The 18394-nt window shown below is 61.5% G+C and carries 16 protein-coding genes; 10 read left to right on the forward strand and 6 right to left on the reverse strand.

The genetic code is table 11. The features are described from left to right. Window positions 1-89 precede the first annotated feature (89 nt). The gene (locus tag AB1748_RS07450) at window positions 90-1985 is read left to right on the forward strand and encodes a methyl-accepting chemotaxis protein (RefSeq protein WP_111139857.1); all 1896 of its coding nucleotides are present in this window, start codon (window positions 90-92) and stop codon (window positions 1983-1985) included. 146 nt (window positions 1986-2131) lie between these two features. Further along, the gene (gene idi / locus AB1748_RS07455; RefSeq protein ID WP_367396192.1) at window positions 2132-2674 is read left to right on the forward strand and encodes an isopentenyl-diphosphate Delta-isomerase; all 543 of its coding nucleotides are present in this window, start codon (window positions 2132-2134) and stop codon (window positions 2672-2674) included. Between the two features lie 152 nt (window positions 2675-2826). On the opposite strand, the gene AB1748_RS07460 is transcribed toward idi, so the two are convergent. Continuing rightward, on the reverse strand, window positions 2827-4299 hold the full coding sequence (locus AB1748_RS07460) for an MFS transporter (RefSeq protein ID WP_367396193.1): 1473 nt from the start codon (window positions 4297-4299) through the stop codon (window positions 2827-2829). Between the two features lie 286 nt (window positions 4300-4585). On the opposite strand from AB1748_RS07460, the gene AB1748_RS07465 reads away from it, so the two are divergent. Genes AB1748_RS07465 through AB1748_RS07480 form a run of 4 tightly spaced genes read left to right on the forward strand, consistent with a single transcriptional unit; the run spans window position 4586 to window position 8335 of the window. After that, window positions 4586-5497: an ABC transporter substrate-binding protein gene (locus tag AB1748_RS07465; RefSeq protein WP_111139859.1), complete on the forward strand. Its 912-nt coding sequence runs from the start codon at window positions 4586-4588 to the stop codon at window positions 5495-5497. A 3-nt stretch (window positions 5498-5500) separates the two neighbouring features. Beyond that, window positions 5501-6676, forward strand: coding sequence for an ABC transporter permease (locus tag AB1748_RS07470; protein WP_367396194.1), 1176 nt, complete (start codon window positions 5501-5503; stop codon window positions 6674-6676). After that, complete coding sequence (locus AB1748_RS07475; RefSeq protein WP_293773807.1) at window positions 6669-7616, forward strand: ABC transporter ATP-binding protein; 948 nt, start codon at window positions 6669-6671, stop codon at window positions 7614-7616. Before AB1748_RS07470 ends, AB1748_RS07475 begins: the two co-directional genes overlap by 8 nt. Continuing rightward, complete coding sequence (locus tag AB1748_RS07480; protein WP_128086669.1) at window positions 7604-8335, forward strand: ABC transporter permease; 732 nt, start codon at window positions 7604-7606, stop codon at window positions 8333-8335. The genes AB1748_RS07475 and AB1748_RS07480 overlap by 13 nt, the downstream gene beginning before the upstream one ends. Here AB1748_RS07480 and AB1748_RS07485 read toward each other — a convergent pair. Further along, entirely contained in the window at window positions 8316-8423 is a 108-nt protein-coding gene (locus tag AB1748_RS07485) for a hypothetical protein (RefSeq protein ID WP_008925078.1), read from the reverse strand. The two genes, AB1748_RS07480 and AB1748_RS07485, sit on opposite strands and share 20 nt — an antisense overlap. 87 nt (window positions 8424-8510) lie before the next feature. Then, on the reverse strand, window positions 8511-9245 hold the full coding sequence (locus AB1748_RS07490) for a MerR family transcriptional regulator (RefSeq protein ID WP_111139863.1): 735 nt from the start codon (window positions 9243-9245) through the stop codon (window positions 8511-8513). A gap of 149 nt (window positions 9246-9394) precedes the next feature. Here AB1748_RS07490 and AB1748_RS07495 point away from each other — a divergent pair, with 149 nt between their 5' ends. From AB1748_RS07495 to ybiB, 4 genes are all read left to right on the forward strand, one after another. After that, window positions 9395-9958 carry an XRE family transcriptional regulator gene (locus AB1748_RS07495; RefSeq protein ID WP_293773811.1) on the forward strand — a complete coding sequence of 188 codons (564 nt, stop codon included), beginning with the start codon at window positions 9395-9397 and terminating at the stop codon, window positions 9956-9958. Next, complete coding sequence (locus AB1748_RS07500) at window positions 9955-10473, forward strand: N-acetyltransferase family protein (RefSeq protein WP_367396195.1); 519 nt, start codon at window positions 9955-9957, stop codon at window positions 10471-10473. The genes AB1748_RS07495 and AB1748_RS07500 overlap by 4 nt, the downstream gene beginning before the upstream one ends. Window positions 10474-10611: 138 nt before the next feature. Further along, window positions 10612-12780: an ATP-dependent DNA helicase DinG gene (dinG, locus tag AB1748_RS07505; protein WP_293773813.1), complete on the forward strand. Its 2169-nt coding sequence runs from the start codon at window positions 10612-10614 to the stop codon at window positions 12778-12780. A gap of 23 nt (window positions 12781-12803) precedes the next feature. After that, a complete protein-coding gene (gene ybiB, locus AB1748_RS07510; RefSeq protein WP_293773814.1) occupies window positions 12804-13769 on the forward strand; it encodes a DNA-binding protein YbiB in 966 nt (321 codons plus the stop codon). A gap of 1 nt (window position 13770) precedes the next feature. On the opposite strand, the gene AB1748_RS07515 is transcribed toward ybiB, so the two are convergent. The 3 genes from AB1748_RS07515 to hutH all read right to left on the reverse strand — a co-directional run bounded on the left by AB1748_RS07515 (window position 13771) and on the right by hutH (window position 18375). Next, entirely contained in the window at window positions 13771-14928 is a 1158-nt protein-coding gene (locus AB1748_RS07515) for a M20 aminoacylase family protein (protein ID WP_367396196.1), read from the reverse strand. A 195-nt stretch (window positions 14929-15123) separates the two neighbouring features. Continuing rightward, window positions 15124-16809 carry a urocanate hydratase gene (gene hutU, locus AB1748_RS07520; protein ID WP_367396197.1) on the reverse strand — a complete coding sequence of 562 codons (1686 nt, stop codon included), beginning with the start codon at window positions 16807-16809 and terminating at the stop codon, window positions 15124-15126. 15 nt (window positions 16810-16824) lie between these two features. Then, a complete protein-coding gene (gene hutH, locus AB1748_RS07525) occupies window positions 16825-18375 on the reverse strand; it encodes a histidine ammonia-lyase (protein WP_111140577.1) in 1551 nt (516 codons plus the stop codon). Window positions 18376-18394 lie beyond the last annotated feature (19 nt).

The following is an 18394-nucleotide window of genomic DNA, read 5'->3' on the forward strand; positions in this document are numbered from 1 at the left end:
TATGTGATCCCGCTCATCTCAAGTTCCTCTTTAACAAGCCGTTAACCCGGATCAGGCAATCGCGCCACACCAGGTTCAGGGGAACATAGATGTTTAAAACAACACAATCCCGCTTTACCGCAACAATGATCGCATTCTTTGTTGCGCTTTTACTCGTTACAGTTTGGGTCATCAATCAGTTCGTCGCGCCGCAGCTGGTCGACAGCGAAAGCCGTCTGGTTCGCTATCAGGTTGATTCGCTCGCCTCCGGCATCGTCGAACAGATGAACCGCGTTCAGGCGCAGCAAAGGGCCATCACCGAAGCTGCATCGGTGATGGACAGCGCCACTATCGATACCCTGTTACCGACGCTGGTAAACCAGTATCAGGACAGCAACGTGTTTGGTGGCGGTATCTGGCCACTGCCGAATCGTCGCGATCCGGCTAAAGAGAAAGACAGCAGCTTCTTTGCCCGTAATGCCAGCAACGAACTGCAGGTTAACACCTACTGGAACTCCGATGCCGCCGACAAATACTGGGAACAACCCTGGTATAAAGATGGTCTGGCAGCGGCCAAAGGGCAGTGCGCCTGGGCTAAAGCCTATCAGGATGCCGCCAGCCCGCAGCCCCGCACCAACTGCGCTATGGCCATTTACCGCAATGGCTCAGCATGGGGCGTGGCAACCATCGACGTGACCCTGGGTTTCTTTAACCAGCTGGCGAAACAGATGGGCGAAACGATTCATGGCAACGTGCTGATCGTTGAGGCGGATGGCAAAGTCGTGGGTAACGGCGCGCTGGTGAATGCTGCACCGAAGCTGGAAAATCTGGCTGACGTGCAGATGCCTATGGCGGCCCCACTGAAAGCCCTGCTGAATGGCGTTGGCAGCCAGCCGCTGGAAACCACCTTTGACAGCAGCGAAGGCGAGCAGACGCTGTTTGTACAGGCTATCCCTGGCAGCCCCTGGTATCTCGCCAGTAGTCTGCCGACCAGCCTGCTGAAAGCGCAGTCGCACAACATGCTGACCCGCCTGGGACTGGTGCAGATCCCGCTGGCGGTGATCCTGCTGCTGGTATCACTGGGCTTTGTCCGGGCGATGATGAAACGTCTTGGCGTGCTGAATCGCAATATTGAAGCACTCTCGACCGGCGGGGCCGATCTGACCCAGCGTCTGCCCGCCAGCAACAGCCCGGAATTTAACGCCGTGGCGCAGAGTTTTAACCAGTTCATCAGCTACCTGCAGGGGCTGATGCAGCAGGTGGGTGACAGCGCACTGGCGATCACTGCGGCTTCGCGTGAGATAGCCAGCGGCAACGCTAATCTCTCCTCCCGTACGGAAGATCAGGCCAGTTCGATTGTAGAAACGGCCGCCTCAATGGAGCAGCTGACCGGCACCGTGCGTCAGAACGCCGACAACGCGACTCACGCTAACCAGCTGGCAGGCGATGCCTCACAGGTGGCGGCGCGTGGCACCGAAGTGGTTCGTCAGGTCGTCAGCACGATGGGTGAAATTCATCACTCGTCACGCAAAGTGGTCGATATCATCAGCGTCATCGACAGCATCGCGTTCCAGACCAACATCCTGGCCCTGAACGCTGCGGTTGAAGCCGCCCGGGCCGGTGAACAGGGGCGCGGTTTTGCCGTCGTGGCATCGGAAGTGCGCAACTTGGCGCAGCGCTCAGCCAATTCGGCGCGTGAGATTAAAAAGTTAATCGAGGAGTCGGTGGCCAACATCGACACCGGCAGCGCGCTGGTTGAGCAGGCGGGGCAGACCATGGATGAGCTGATGCAGGGCGTGAGCAGCGTCACGACGCTGATGAGCGAAATCATGTCCGCCAGCCGTGAGCAGAGCATGGGTATCGAACAGGTTAACGTGGCGATTACGCAGCTTGATGGCACCACCCAGCAGAACGCCGTGCTGGTGGAGCAGGTTTCCGCCGCGGCGCAGGCGATGGAAGCGCAGAGCACTCAGCTGGAGCGGGTCGTTCAGAGTTTCCGGTTGTAATCCCTCTTCAGGCCAGCCTCGCTGGCCTGATTTTCTCTCTGCTTCATCTGCTTACCGTCGTCCGACCCAGGCAAAAAATCCTCTGCAGAGCGCCCAAACCGCTAATCTTGTGCCAGAATAGATGGGATTAATCTCAAGGAAACGCCATGTCTGCTATTGAAGTTATCCTCGTTGACCACCTCGATCGTCCCACCGGCAAAATGGAAAAGCTGGAAGTGCATGAAAAAGGATTACTGCACCGTGCGGTGACGGTCTACGTCTTCAATTCCCGGCAGGAGCTCCTGCTGCAGCGGCGCGCCAGTGATAAATATCACTGTGGCGGGCTATGGAGTAATACCTGCTGCGGCCATCCCTATCCGCATGAGTCGACCCGTGACGCCGCCGAGCGCCGTCTGCGGGAGGAGATGGGGATGGTGCTGACGCTGACGCCGGTATTTGAACTGAGCTACAACCTGAAGCTGAGCAATGGCCTGACCGAACATGAATATGGTCACGTCTTTTTTGCCGTCTGCGACAGCCTGCCTGAGCTGAATCCGCAGGAGGCGGATGCCTGGGACTATCGCCCGATGGCGCTGATTGAGCAGCAGATGAAGCAGCAGCCACAGCAGTTTACGCCGTGGTTTATCCATACGTTTCCGCGCATCCCGGACTATCTGGCGCAGTTTCCTTTTCCGGCCGTGACGGCATAAAAAAACCGCACTGCGGTGCGGTTTCTCTGTCTGCGCGGGATCCTGCTTTCTCCGCGACGTTGCCATCCCTGGCCCGCGACGCTTAACAACGTACCGGGATGCCCCTCACGTTAAAGCCGCTAAGTGTCCTGACTGCCTTTCCGCCCTGACCATCACAACGGCCTGAAATCTTCCGCATCCACATCGTAGCCCGAGGGTTCCCAGCGGATCGCCAGCAGGGCCAGCAGACCGGCCAGCGGTGCCAGGAAGATCACCCAGAAGACGCCGGTGCCGAGCGCCGCAACCAGCACGGGAAACAGAAACAGTGAAACGGTCGAACTGCCGCGCATCAGCGTCTGATTGAAGCCGACACCCACGCCGCGCAGCGAGGTCGGGTAGCTCAGCGAAGCAAAGGTCATGGTGTGTGACCCCGGTCCGAATCCCTGACCAAACAGGAACAGCGCCAGCATCGCGATAGCCAGCGCCGCCTCCTGTCCCCCTTCCGGGCGGCCAATCAGCGCCAGCCCGAGCAGCGCCACACACTGACAGCCATAACCTGCCACCGACATTTTCCACGCCCCCAGGCGCGGCACCAGCCGCACGGCCAGAATGCCGCCGACAAAGGCAAACAGCAGGTTCAGCGCCAGCGAGACCAGAATTGTGGTCAGCATCGACTGCGCAAGGAAACTGGAGATGATCACCGGCAGGCCAAAAGCGACGGCGTTATAGGCAAACGAGGAGGCGACAGAGGTGATGGTCGCCAGCAGTGTCCGGCGGCGATAAACCCCCTTCAGGAGCGCGCCATAGTTGCGCCAGCCTGCCTTGCGCACCGGCGTAGCAGGCGTCAGCCCGGCGTCGGTGGCCACCTGCGCGTTGATGTTCCAGGCACTGCGCAGAATCGCCGCCGCGCCGTTCAGGTCGCCCTGGTTCGCGGCCCAGACCGGCGATTCGCTCATGTAACGGCTGCGGATGGCGATGATGATAATCGCCGGGACGGCACCAAACCCCAGGATCAGCCGCCAGAGCCAGTCGGTGTGGCTTTCCGGCAGCACGGCATAGAGCAGCAGCACCAGCAGGTAGGAGATGCTGATCGCCGCATACCAGGTGGGACACCACATCGCCACGCTGGCCGCTTTGTTCCCCTTGCCGCGCAGTCTTGAAAACTCCGCCAGAAAGGCCATCGCCACCGGCAGATCGATGCCGACGCCCAGCCCCATGACAAAACGCGCAGCCGCCAGCACATACTCGTTGGGCGCGAACGCACAGGCGAAAGCCGCCACGACAAAAAAGAACATATCGGCCATAAACACCCGATAACGGCCAATTTTATCCGTGAGATAGCCGCCGATCAGGGCGCCGATGATGGCGCCGAAGGTAATGGCCGAGGCGACCATGCCGGTGCCGGAGGGCGTCAGGTTAAATTCGCGCGTAATGTCTTTCATGCCAAAGGCCAGCGCACCCAGGTCGTAGGCATCGAGAAACACGCCCCCCAGCGCAATCGCGATAACGATACGGGCGTTATTACAGGCGCTGTCGCCGCTGTTCACCAAACGGGAGACATCTGCTGCATTGCGGATCCACTGCGTTTCACCCGCAGGCGCACGGCCTGCCGTCGCCACATGGGCGGAAGAGATCAGGTCTGACATGATGTTCTGCATCTTTGATTATTTATACCAGGTCTGGAAGGATAGCCATTCAGACGTCCAGAAGTAAATTCATTTCAGCTATATGAAATAAGATTCTCATCTCAGAATGCTGTTCTGCTTCGAGAAAGTCCGCCGCATCACCCACAGGCCAGGCTACGCTTTTAAGGCAGAAACTCTCCGCTGCCGGGTCTGTCAGCCTGCGGCTGCGCGGCAGAAGAGCAGCCTGAACGCATAACGCCCTGCGCGGCGCAAAAACGACACACGAAAACGCGATAAGGAAAAGATCATGATCAGAACCCGGGGCTGGATCGGCGTCAGCGCTTTGCTGCTCAGTATGGGAATGGCACAGGCGGCAGATCCTGTGCGGGTCGGCTCAAAAATTGATACCGAAGGGTCGCTGCTGGGCAATGTGATCCTGCAGGTGCTGGAAAAGCATGGGGTCAAAACCGTCAATAAAATCCAGCTCGGTTCGACACAGGTGGTACGCGGTGCCATAACGGCAGGCGAACTTGATATCTATCCGGAATATACCGGCAACGGCGCCTTCTTCTTCAACGACGAGAAAGACAGCGCCTGGAAGAGTGCTACCGCCGGCTACGAGAAAGTGAAGAAGCTCGATGCAGAGAAGAATCACCTGGTGTGGCTGACCCCGGCACCGGCCAATAACACCTGGACCATCGCCGTGCGCAAAGAACTGGCGGAAAAAAATCAGCTCTCCTCGCTGGCCGATCTCAGTGCCTGGCTGAAAAAAGGGGGCACCTTTAAGCTGGCGGCGTCGGCAGAATTTATTGAGCGCAGTGATGCTCTACCCGCCTTTGAAAAAGCGTACGGCTTTAACCTGAAACAGGATCAGCTGCTGTCGCTGGCGGGCGGTGACACCGCAGTCACCATCAGCGCGGCGGCGCAGCAGACATCCGGGGTCAATGCGGCGATGGCCTATGGGACAGACGGGCCGGTGGCGGCGCTGGGCCTGCAGACGCTCAGCGATCCCAAAGGCGTTCAGCCGATCTATGCGCCGACGCCGGTTATCCGTGAATCGGTGCTGAAAGCCTATCCCGGCATTGAGGGGTGGCTGAAGCCGGTGTTCAGCGCGCTGGATGAGAAGACGCTGCAACAGCTCAACGCGAAAATCGCGGTCGACGGCCAGGATGCCAGCAGCGTTGCGACTGAGTGGCTGCAGCAGCAGAAGATCCTGTAACCGATGCCGATAGCGCGGGAAGCGATACGCCGTCCGGTGCAGCAGCCGGTGGCCTGGCTGCTGCTGACCCTGCTGAGTCTGGCGCTGATCGTGCTGCCGTTTCTCAACGTTGCCCCGAACCGGCTGGTGGCGGGCGAACCGCTGAGGCTCTGGCAGATCAGCCGCTTCGGGCTACTGCTGTTGCCGCTGGCGGCGCTCTGGCTGCTGCTGTGGCGTCGGCCCGGTCGCAGTACGCTGATGCTGGCGCTGCTGGCGGCGGAGCTGATGCTGGCACTCCTCATCTGGCTGGGCGGTCATCAGGCCACGCTGCTCAGTCAGCAGGGCAGTCGCCTGGCGCGCACCAGCTTCGCCAGCGGCCTGTGGTGCAGCGCCGCCACGCTATTGCTGCTGATCACCGACCTGGTGCGGCAACTGACCCGTCACCGGCTGGCTCAGCTGCTGCTTAATCTGCAGGTCTGGCTGCTGCCGCTGCTGTTGCTGTTCAGCGGTCAGCTGGCCGATCTCTCTTTGCTCAGGGAGTACACCAATCGCCAGGCCGTGTTTGATGCGGCACTCAGCCGCCATCTCACTCTGCTGGCGGGTACGGTGCTGCCTGCACTGCTGATCGCGCTGCCGCTGGGTGTGGCGCTGTTCCGGCGTCCGGGCTGGCAGGGCAGCATTTTCGGCGTGCTGAATGTGATTCAGACGGTGCCCTCCGTCGCGCTGTTTGGCCTGCTGATTGCGCCACTGGCCGGACTGGCTCAGCACTTTCCCTGGCTGGGCGCGTGGGGCATCAGTGGCATCGGCATGGCTCCGGCGCTGATCGCGCTGGTGCTCTACGCGCTGTTGCCGCTGGTACGGAGCGTGGTGGTAGGGCTGCAGCAGGTACCCCGCGAGGTGCGCGAGAGTGCCCGTGGCATGGGAATGAGCGGCTGGCAGCAGTTCCGTGCGGTGGATGTACCGCTGGCGCTGCCGGTCTGGCTGGCGGGGCTGCGGGTAGTGGTAGTGCAGACGCTGGGGATGGCCGTGGTGGCGGCGCTGATTGGCGCAGGCGGCTTCGGTGCGATTATTTTTCAGGGGCTGCTAAGCAGTGCGCTGGATCTGGTGCTGCTGGGCGTAATCCCTGTGATTGCGCTGGCGGTGACAGTCGATGCGCTGTTCCGCCTGCTGATCTCACTGCTGGAGAGAAGAGATGATTGAATTCAGGGGCGTATCACGCGCGTTTAACGGCAAAGCGGCGGTGAAAGATCTGACATTGCAGGTGGCCGCCGGTGAGTTCTGCGTACTGCTCGGCACCTCCGGCTCCGGCAAATCGACCACCCTGAAGATGATTAACCGGCTGGTGGAGTTTGACAGCGGAGATATCCGCTTTGCTGGTGAGTCGATTCGCCAGCTGGATGCCCGCGCGCTGCGTCGCCGCATGGGCTACGCCATCCAGTCGACCGGCCTGTTTCCGCACTGGACGGTGCGGAAGAATATCGCCACGGTGCCGGTTCTGCTGGGCTGGCCGGCTGCGCAGATCAATGCGCGCATCGCGACGCTGCTGGGCCTGCTGAACCTGGACACACAACTGCTCGACCGCTATCCGCATCAGCTCTCCGGCGGACAGCAGCAGCGGGTTGGGGTAGCGCGTGCGCTGGCGGCGGACCCGGAAGTCCTGCTGATGGATGAGCCGTTCGGGGCGCTCGACCCGGTCACCCGCGGCATGCTGCAACAGGAGATGCTGCGCATTCACCGGCTTTCGGGCCGCACGATTGTGCTGGTGACCCATGATATCGACGAAGCGCTGACGCTGGCTGATCGCCTGGTGCTGATGGATAACGGCGAGATCGTTCAGCAGGGCAGGCCGGTGGAGCTGCTGACGCAGCCCGTAAATGCGTTTGTGCGTGACTTCTTTGGCCGCAGCGAAATCGGGGTGCGGCTGCTGTCGCTGGAGCAGGTTAGCCAGGCCGTGCGTCACGGGGAGTGGCTGGCGGGCGAACCGATTGCGGCCGGGCTGACGCTGCGGGAGGCCCTTTCACAGTTTATCGCCCGGCGAACCGACCAGCTGCCGGTGGTCGACGCGCAGCAGCAACCGCTGGGCGTTCTCCACTTCAGCGATCTGCTGCAACGGCACGGGGCAGCCCCATGCGCAGGTTAAGGGATCCGCTGCTGTGGCTGGTGCTGCTCTATGTCGCGCTGCTGAGCCTGATGCCCTGGAGCGGGCCGCTGTTTCACCGCTGGTTTCCCGATCTGGCGCGGCCGCTCTATCAGCAGGAGAGCTTCTGGCAGCTCACCCTGGCGCATCTGTTTCTGGTGATCGCCGCCAGCCTGCTGGCGATCGTGACTGGCGTCGGCAGCGGCGTACTGGTGACGCGACGGGCAGGGCGCGCCTTCCGGCCGCTGACAGAGACGATTGTGGCCGCCGGACAGACGATTCCGCCGGTGGCGGTGCTGGCGATTGCGGTACCGGTGATGGGCTTTGGCGCGTGGCCTGCGGTGGTGGCACTGCTGCTCTATGGCCTGCTGCCGATTTTACAGGGCACGCTGGCGGGCATTGACAGTGTACCGGAGAGCAGCCGGGAGATCGCAACCGGGGTCGGGATGAGTGCCTGGCAGCGGTTGTGGCAGGTTGAACTGGCGCTGGCTGCGCCGGTGATCATCGCCGGTATACGCACGTCGGTGATCATTAACATCGGAACCGCGGCCATCGCCTCGACGGTGGGGGCCAAAAGTCTCGGCTCACCGGTGATTATCGGGTTAAGCGGGTTTAACACGGCCTACGTGATTCAGGGGGCGCTGCTGGTGGCGCTGCTGGCTATCGTCAGCGATCGTCTGTTTGAACGCCTGCAACGCTGGCTTAGCGTGAATGAACGATAAGGGAGTATCCCACCAGCATCAGACCGCTGGTGCCGCCGACGGCCATGATAAAAAAGAGCGTGGCGAAAAAGGCTTTTTTGACATTCATGGTTAAAACCTGAGCTTGTGAACAGTGAGGCGGGGATAATAGCGCGCGCAAGGCAGCAGGCAAAGCGCCCGGCGTGCGTTTTTGTTATCAGGCAGGTTCGTGCAGACGTACAGCGTAACCCTGTTCCTGCCAGTGTGTCAGCTGTTCCTGCTGGCGTCGGGTCAGTTTTTTACCGGTAAAGACAAACATATTCATGCCAGGAAAGAGTTCAGGACGCGGCACATCCAGCGGTTCAGCCAGCACATCAATCCGCCAGCCGTGCTGGGAGAGACGCCACCCTTCCAGCCAGATACGGGTCCGATCTTCGATACCCCAGCCGATTATCAGCGCATCTTTGCCTGACTTTTTGCGGCTGCCGGTCAGGCAGAAGGCCACATAGTCAATCAGTAACCCATCCAGCAGACTGCACATGGTGCGGGCGGTGTTCTGGTCCAGACTCAGCTTCTGGCGCACCGGCATAAAAACGTGGTCGATCAGCGCATCAATCGGATGTTCGCGGCCAATCGCGGCAATTTTGTTACGAAGTTTAGCGGGCCTGACGTGACGCAGGACGCTGATGAGCTCATCCTGTAATGTCGTCCAGCCATCATGCGCATCCACATCGCCACCTTCCAGCAGTGCCTTGACCTTGCCGACGGGCACGCCGCTTTCAATCCAGCGCATAATCTCTTCAATGCGCTGAACATCTTCTTCATCAAACTGACGATGTCCGCCTTCGGTGCGCTGCGGCTTCAGTAAGCCATAACGACGCTGCCAGGCGCGTAAGGTGACTGGGTTTATGCCACAGCGCTCGGCGACGTCACCGATACTGTATAAGGTCATAAAATCCTCTTTCGATTGGTCTGAGTGCAATTACCATAACGAAGCAATTTAAGTTGTACAATACATTTCGCTATGTACAACTTGACTGATACGGCATTTCCAGGCTACATCTCAAATATGAGAATGTTTCCCACATATGAGAATAACCCATGTCGGAGCTGAATACTGAGCAGCGACTGGCGGTGAGGCTGTCAGAATTACGACTGCAACGCGGCTGGTCATTAGATGAACTTTCTGTCGCCACGGGCATCAGCCGCGCGTCATTATCGCGCATTGAGCGAAGCGAGACCAGCCCCACGGCGGCACTGCTTAACCGGCTGTGTGCGGCTTATGGACTCACGATGTCGCGTCTGCTGAGTGAAGTCGAGGAGGAGTCCACTCTGCTGGTCAGAGCGGAACAGCAGCCGGTGTGGCAGGATGCCGCCAGCGGATTTGTCCGCCGCAATGTTTCACCGCCTGCCCTCTATTTTAGATGCGAACTGGTAGAGGGCAAGTTACGGCCCGGCGCGCGGATCGATTATGACACGCCGCCCGTTCAGGGACTGGAGCAGCATATCTGGCTGCGCGAGGGCGGCCTGACCATCTCGATGGGGCTGCAGCAGTGGACGCTGCAGCCCGGTGACTGCCTGCGGTTTCACCTGACGGGAAAATCCGCCTTTGAGGCGCACCTCACCGACGGGGCTCGTTATCTGCTGGTGGTGGCCAGACCATGATCGATTACACCCGCTTCAGCGCCACGCAGGCGCAGCAGCAGCTCAGTGACCTCAGTGCGCTCCTGCAGGCGTGCGTGGCGGAGGGTGCCAGCGTCGGTTTCACGGATGCCGCTGACCAGCAGGCGATCCGGCACTTCTGGCAGCAGCGCATTCCCGCCCTGGCCGCCGGAGAGAGTCAGCTATTCGTCGCCCGTCAGCAGGAGACCCTCCTGGGGACGGTGATGATAAACCACAGTGCCATGCCGAATGGCTGCCACCGGGCGGAGGTCAGCAAACTGCTGGTGCATCCGCAGGCGCGCCGTCAGGGCATTGCCCGGGCGCTGATGCAGCGTGCCGAACAGCAGGCGCGCGCAGAGGGCAAAACGCTGCTGGTGCTCGACACCCGCAGCGGCGATGTGGCCAGCGATCTCTATCGCTCGCTGGGCTGGCAGGTGGCGGGATCGATTCCGTTTTATGCGGAATCCACCGCGGGCGTGCTGGACGCTACTACCCTGATGTATAAAGTACTGACATAGCACGGCGGGAGCGCGCTGCGGCTCCCTGACTTCCGCTGAAATTTCCGACGGCGCACGAAAAATCCGGCCCGAAAGCTGACGCCGCCAGGATACTGTGTAAAAATACAGGCCATTTTTTCCGGTGTGGTAACGCTAATCATGGCCCTGACAGCCGCAATAAAAAGCCAGATAGCGGAGTGGTATAAAGCGCTTCAGCAGCAGGTGCCTGACTTCATTCCGCGTGCGCCGCAGCGGCAGATGATCGCCGAAGTGGCGAAATGCCTGTCAGGTGACGACGCGCGCCATCTGGCGATTGAAGCGCCGACTGGCGTGGGAAAAACCCTCTCTTACCTGATCCCGGGCATTGCGGCCAGCCGCGCCCAAGAGAAGCGGCTGGTCATCAGCACCGCTAACGTGGCGCTGCAGGATCAGATCTTCACCAAAGATCTGCCGCTGCTGAAAAAAATTATCCCTGACCTGACTTTTACCGCCGCCTTTGGTCGCCGGCGCTACGTCTGTCCGCGCAATCTGGCCGCGCTGGCAGCAGATGATGACCAGCAGGGCGATCTGCTGCTCTGGCTGGACGATGACGCCGTCAGCAGCACCAAAGAGGAGCAGACCCAGTGTGGCCGGCTGCAGAAATCGCTGGATCGCTATCAGTGGGATGGCCTGCGCGACCACAGCGACGAAAACGTCAGCGACAGCCTGTGGCAGCGGCTCTCGACCGACAAAGCGAGCTGCCTCGGTGCCCACTGCCGCTGGTATCGCGAATGCCCGTTTTTCGTGGCGCGGCGCGAGATCGAGCAGGTGGATGTGGTGGTGGCGAACCATGCGCTGGTGATGGCGGCAATGGAAAATGAGTCGGTGCTGCCGCCCGCTAAAAATCTGATGCTGGTGCTGGATGAAGGACATCATCTGCCCGAGGTGGCCCGCGATGCGCTGGAGATAAGCGCCGATATCACCCCCGGCTGGAGCAGCCTGCAGCTCGACCTCTTCGTGAAGCTGGTGGAGAGCATTATGACGCAGATGCGGCCCAAATCCCCGCCGCCGCTGGCCAACCCGGAGCGGCTGAAAGCCCACTGCGACGAGCTGCGCGAACTGATGACGCTTACCGCCCAGGCGCTGAACCCCTTGCTGCCGCCGCATAACCAGCCGGGGGAGTTCCGCTTCGTGCTGGGCGCGCTGCCGCAGGAGCTGCTCGATCTCTGCGCCCGGCTGTTCAAACTCAGCGACGCGCTGCGTGGCCTGAGCGAAGGGCTGATCAATGCGCTGAGCGAGCAGACGGGTAAGGTGGATATGGTGCGGCTGCATCGTAATCTGCTGCAGCTCAACCGTCAGTATGGCTGGTTCGAATCCGTCAGTAAGCTGTGGCGGCTGGCGTCGATGGAGAAAGCCTCCGGTGCGCCGGTGTCGAAATGGATCACCCGCGAACTGCGCGAAGGCCAGGCGCATCTGCTGTTTCACTGCGCCGGTATCCGCGTCAGCGACCAGCTGGAGAAGATGCTGTGGCGCAAAATCGCCCATGTCGTGGTCACATCCGCCACGCTGCGTTCGCTCAACAGTTTTAACCGGTTGCAGGAGATGTCGGGCCTCAGCGAAAAGGCGGGCGACCGTTTTGTGGCGCTGGACTCCCCGTTTAATCACGTAGAGCAGGGCAGGCTGGTGATCCCGCAGATGCGCTATGAGCCGCTGATGAGCCATGAAGCCGAACATATCGCCGAGATGGCCGCCTTCTTCCGCCAGCAGATGGCAGAGAAAAAGCATAAAGGGGTGCTGGTGCTGTTTGCCAGCAACCGGGCGATGCAGCAGTTTGTCGCCTGCCTGACCGATCTGCGGCTCTCGATGCTGGTGCAGGGCGATCAGCCGCGCAGCCGCCTGGTCGAGCTGCACCGTCAGCGCGTCGCCGGGGGAGAAACCAGCATTCTGATTGGCCTGCAGTCCTTTGCGGAAGGGCTGGATCTGAAAGGCGATCTGCTGAGTCAGGTACATATCCATAAAATCGCTTTTCCCCCGGTGGACAGTCCGGTAATTTTGACCGAAGGCGAGTGGCTGAAGAGCCTGAAGCGCTATCCGTTTGAGGTGCAGAGCTTACCCAGCGCCTCATTTACCCTGATCCAGCAGGTCGGACGCCTGATCCGCAGCCATCAATGCTACGGCGAGATCGTGATTTATGATCGCCGGTTGCTGAGCAAACCCTACGGCAGCCGGTTGTTAGCCGCGCTGCCGGTCTTTCCGATTGAGCAGCCGGCAACGCCGGAGCCGGCCGCGATACCGGCCAGTGTGGTGCCAAAAAATACCGTGCGTAAACGACGCCCCACGCGGCGCTGAGCGCACTTAACCGGAAGCGAGAGATGGAACTGAATAAAATTATTAAAGAGGTGGGCCGCGGTAAAAATCATGCCCGCGACATCGACTTTGATACTGCTGTGGCGCTCTATAGCGCGATGCTGGCGGGCGACGTGCCGGACCTGGAGCTGGGCGCTATTTTGATTGCGCTGCGCATTAAAGGCGAAGGCGAAGCGGAGATGCGCGGCTTTTACCAGGCGATGCAGGCGCAGATGATGTCGCTGCGGGCGCCGGAAAACCGGCCGATGCCGATTGTCATTCCCAGCTACAACGGCGCGCGCCGACAGGGCAACCTGACGCCGCTGCTGGCGCTGCTGCTGGCGAAACTCGGGTTTCCGGTGCTGGTGCACGGCGTCAGCGACGATGCAACGCGAATCACCAGCGAAGCGGTCTTTGCGGCGCTGGGGATCGCCCCGGTGACGACGGCGGCGGCAGCGCAGGCGAAACTGGAGCAGGGGCTGGCCTTTATCACCATCGATCACCTCTGCCCGCCGATGGCGAAACAGCTCTCGCTGCGCTGGCGGATGGGGGTGCGCAACAGTGCGCATACGCTGGCAAAACTGGCGACCCCGTTTGCGGAGCGTGCGGCGCTGCGTCTGTCGAGCGTCTCGCATCCGGAATATGTGCCGCGCGTGGCGAAATTCTTCAGCGACATTGATGCCCCCGCGCTGTTACTTAACGGCACCGAAGGGGAAGTCTATGCTAATCCGCTGCGCTGCCCGGCCATCAGCATGATCCAGGGCGCAGGTGCGGAAGCGGAAGTGTGGGTGGAGCGTCAGCCGGAGGTGGCCGTGGAGCTGCCGGCCGATAAATCGGCGGCGGTGACCGCGCGCTGGATCGAAGAGGTGCTGAACCAGCAGCGTCCGGTGCCTGCGTCGCTGAGACTGCAGCTTGCCTGCTGTCTGCGCGCCAGCGGTGAGTGTGACTCGCTGGACGCAGCAGAGCAGCGGATTCGCGCCGCCGGTTACTGAATCAGGCGACGGGCAGCGCCTGCTCGACCAGCTTCTGCCAGAAACGGATGCCGATCGGCAGCAGCGCATCGTTGAAGTCATAACGGGCGTTGTGCAGCGGTGGGGAGGGTGTGTTGCCATCCGCACCCAGCCAGAAGTAGGCACCGGGACAGGCTTCCATCATGCAGGCAAAATCTTCAGACGCCATCGACGGATTTACCTGCCAGTGAACCTGCTCCGCGCCCAGCGTCGCCAGCGCCACATCGCGCACCTGTTCCGCCGGGGCAACATGGTTGGCGGTGACCGGATAACCCGGCAGCCAGTGAATGTCACCCCTGACGCCAAACGGGCACGGCAGGGTCCCCACAAACTCATCAATCAGCCCGCGCACCTTTTCCCGCACGCTGGTCTGCAGACAGCGCACCGTGCCGCGCAGCACAATCTGTTCCGGGATCACGTTAATCGCTTCGCCACCGTGGATCTGCGTCACGCTGACCACCGCCGAGGCGAGCGGCGACAGACGGCGGGACGGGATGGTCTGCAGCGCCAGAATCAGCTCGGCTGCCACCACCATCGGGTCGGCTCCACTCTCCGGCATCGCCGCGTGGCAGCTTTTGCCGTGCAGGGTGATTTCAAACGAATCCAGCGACGCCATCATCGCGCCAGGATTGACCGCCAGCGATCCCAGCGGCAGCCCCGGCCAGTTGTGCATTGCATAGATGGCATCCATCGGGAAGCGCTGAAACAGGCCCTCTTCCACCATTTTGCGTGCGCCGCCCAGATTCTCTTCGGCGGGCTGAAAGATGAAATGCACCGTGCCGCTGAAGCGGCGCGTGGCGGCCAGCTGCCGGGCGGCAGCCAGCAGAATCGCGCTGTGGCCGTCGTGTCCGCAGGCGTGCATCACGCCCGGCGTCGCGGAGCGCCATTCGGCGTCCCCTTTTTCCGTAATCGGCAGCGCATCCATATCCGCACGCAGCCCGATCACCGGGCCGGGGCCGTTTTCCAGCGTGCCGATCACCCCGGTGCCCGCCAGACCACGAAACACCTGCAATCCGGCCCGCGCCAGCTCTTCTGCAATAAACTGGCTGGTGCCATGTTCCTGGTAACCGAGTTCAGGCTGGCGATGAAAATCACGGCGCCAGCGCAGGGCATCTTCAAGCAGGGCAGGGGAAAGGGTCATGCAGAGTCGCGCTCCATACAGAATGAGAAGATTTCACTTTAGAGATCGGGTGGCGCGGCGTCTATCGCCGTCGGGATGAAATCGGGCTATAGGCTAAACCAAAATGGAATAAGTAATAAGAAAGCGATGTCAGAGGCGGGCGAAACGGCGACGGGGATCAGAAGCGGGGTAAGCGGCTGCTTACCCCGTAAACAGCTATTTCAGCATCGGCAGGTTCAGGCCATGCTCTGACGCGCACTGCTGCGCCAGCTCATAGCCGGCATCGGCGTGACGCATCACCCCGGTAGCCGGGTCGTTCCACAGCACGCGGCCCAGACGCGCATCCGCCTCTTTGCTGCCGTCGCAGACGATCACCACGCCGGAATGCTGCGAGAAGCCCATGCCAACCCCGCCGCCATGATGCAGGCTGACCCAGGTCGCGCCGCCAGCGGTGTTCAGCAGCGCATTCAGCAGCGGCCAGTCAGAGACCGCATCCGAGCCATCTTTCATCGCTTCGGTTTCGCGGTTCGGTGAGGCGACAGAACCACAGTCGAGATGGTCGCGGCCAATCACCACCGGCGCTTTGAGTTCGCCGTTGCGCACCATTTCGTTGAAGGCCAGACCGGCCAGATGCCGCTCACCCAGCCCCAGCCAGCAGATACGGGCAGGCAGCCCCTGGAAAGCGATGCGCTCCTGCGCCATATCGAGCCAGCGATGCAGCGTTTTGTGGTGCGGGAACAGCTCTTTGAGTTTTGCATCGGTCTTGTAGATATCTTCCGGGTCGCCCGACAGTGCGACCCAGCGGAACGGGCCTTTACCTTCACAGAACAGCGGACGGATATAGGCCGGAACAAAGCCAGGGAAATCGAAGGCGTTGCTGACACCCTCATCCAGCGCCACCTGACGGATATTGTTGCCGTAATCCACGGTCGGGATGCCCATATGACAGAAGTCGAGCATCGCCCGGACGTGGACCGCCATCGAAGCGCGCGCCGCTTTTTCAACCGCTTTCGGCTGTGAAACGCGCGCCTGCTGCCAGCGCGCCAGATCCCAGCCAATCGGCAGATAGCCGTTGATCGGGTCATGCGCCGAGGTCTGGTCGGTCACGATGTCCGGCTTCGGCCCGCCCGCCTGCGCGCGTTTTACCAGCTCCGGCAGGATCTCCGCCGCGTTCCCCAGCAGGCCGACCGAAATGGCTTTCTTCGCCGCGGTCGCCTCGCCGATCATCGCCAGCGCCTCGTCCAGGGTCGTAGCCTTGTAGTCGAGATAGCGGGTTCGCAGGCGGAAATCGATGCGCGACTCCTGACATTCGATCGCCAGCACACAGGCCCCGGCCAGCACGCCCGCCAGCGGCTGCGCGCCACCCATGCCGCCCAGTCCGGCGGTGAGGATCCAGCGTCCGCTGAGGTCGTTGTTGTAGTGCTGACGTCCCGCCTCGACGAAGGTTTCATAGGTGCCCTGCACGATGCCCTGCGCGCCAATGTAGATCCAGGAGCCGGCCGTCATCTGGCCATACATCATCAGGCCCGCTTTATCGAGTTCGTGGAAGTGATCCCAGGTTGCCCAGTGGGGCACCAGGTTGGAGTTGGCCAGCAGCACGCGCGGGGCATCCGCATGGGTGCGGAAGATGCCGACCGGCTTGCCGCTCTGGATCAGCAGCGTCTCGTCGGGCTGCAGAACCTGCAGCGAGCGCAGGATCTGTTCGAAACAGGCCTGGTTACGCGCGGCCTTACCGATGCCGCCATAAACCACCAGATCTTCCGGCCGCTCGGCGACGTCGGGATCGAGGTTGTTCTGAATCATGCGGTAAGCCGCTTCGATCAGCCAGTTGGCGCAGTGCAGCGTGGTGCCGTGCGGCGCACGAATCTCGCGCGCTACAGCCTGAGAAAGGGTTTCGCTCATGAAAGATTCCTTTAATTAAGAAGTCGTGCGCATGCTCGGCAGCAGCGCGGTCAGTGCCTGAGGCCAGTCAGCGCGGCTTGCCCACTGACGCATGGCCTCAATATCAGGTGCCATCAGGCGGTCCGCCTCCAGAAAAGCGACCTGCTCGCGGAGGGTGGCCAGCGCCTGCTCAATCAGCGAGGAGCTTTGCAGCGGCCGGTTAAATTCAATGCCCTGTGCGGCGGCCATCGCCTCGATGCCGACAACCGCCGCACTGTTGAAGCACATGCTGCCGAGACGGCGCGCGGCGTAGGTGGCCATCGAAACGTGGTCCTCCTGGTTCGCGGAGGTGGGCAGGCTGTCGACGCTGCCGGGATGCGCCAGCGATTTGTTTTCCGAGGCCAGCGCGGCGGCGGTCACCTGCGCGATCATAAAGCCGGAGTTGACGCCGCCATCCCGCACCAGGAAGGGCGGCAGGCCTGACAGGCCGCTATCCAGCAGCAGCGCCAGTCGCCGCTCAGAGATGGCGCCCACTTCAGCAATTGCCAGCGCCAGGATATCTGCGGCAAAGGCCACCGGCTCGGCATGGAAGTTGCCGCCGGAGATCACATCGCCGCTGTCGCTGAAGACCAGGGGATTGTCAGAGGCGGCGTTGGCCTCAATTTCCAGGATCCGCGCCGCGTGGCATATATTGTCCAGGCAGGCACCCATCACCTGCGGCACGCAACGGATGGAGTAGGGATCCTGAACCCGGCCGCAATGGGTATGTGAAGAGAGGATCTCGCTGCCTTCGATCAGGGCGCTGACCGCCGCCGCCACGGCAATCTGCCCCTGCTGACCGCGCGCCTGATGGATGCGGGCGTCGAACGGTTTCAGCGAACCTTTAATCGCTTCCAGCGACAGGGCACCGGCCATCAGGCCCGCGGCAAACAGATTCTCGCCCTCAAACAGGCCGCGCAGCGCCAGCGCGGTCGAGACCTGGGTGCCGTTGAGCAGGGCCAGTCCCTCTTTCGGGCCGAGCACAAATGGCGACAGCCCGACGCTGGCCAGCCCCTGGGTTGCCGGGATCAGTTCGCCATTGTGGCGGACCTGACCTTCCCCCAGCAGCATCAGCGACATGTGCGCCAGCGGTGCCAGATCGCCAGACGCGCCCACCGATCCCTTCTCCGGGATGCAGGGCATCACACCCGCGTTAAACAGCGCCAGCAGCGCCTCGACCAGCTCGATGCGCACGCCAGAGTGGCCGCGCGCCAGGCTGATAATTTTGGTCGCCACCACCAGTCGGGTGACATTGTCGGGCAGCAGGTCGCCCAGGCCGACGCTGTGTGACAGCACCAGATTACGCTGCAGCTCCGCCAGACGACTGGCCGGGATCTGCGTCTGCGCCAGTTTGCCAAAACCCGTGTTGATGCCATACACCACGTTGCCGGAGGCAACAATCGTCTCTACGGTCTGCTGGGCTGCGGCAATCGCCTGACGCGCGCCCTCATCGAGTGTCAGTGTGACCTGACCCTGATAGATAGCGCGTAATGTGGCGAGATCCACCTCGCCTGGCACCAGGCGTAATGCCTGAAACGAACCTGACATAGTCTGCTCCTCTCTGTAC

This window comes from Pantoea sp. Ep11b (genome assembly GCF_040783975.1).
Classification (GTDB): Bacteria; Pseudomonadota; Gammaproteobacteria; order Enterobacterales; family Enterobacteriaceae; genus Pantoea.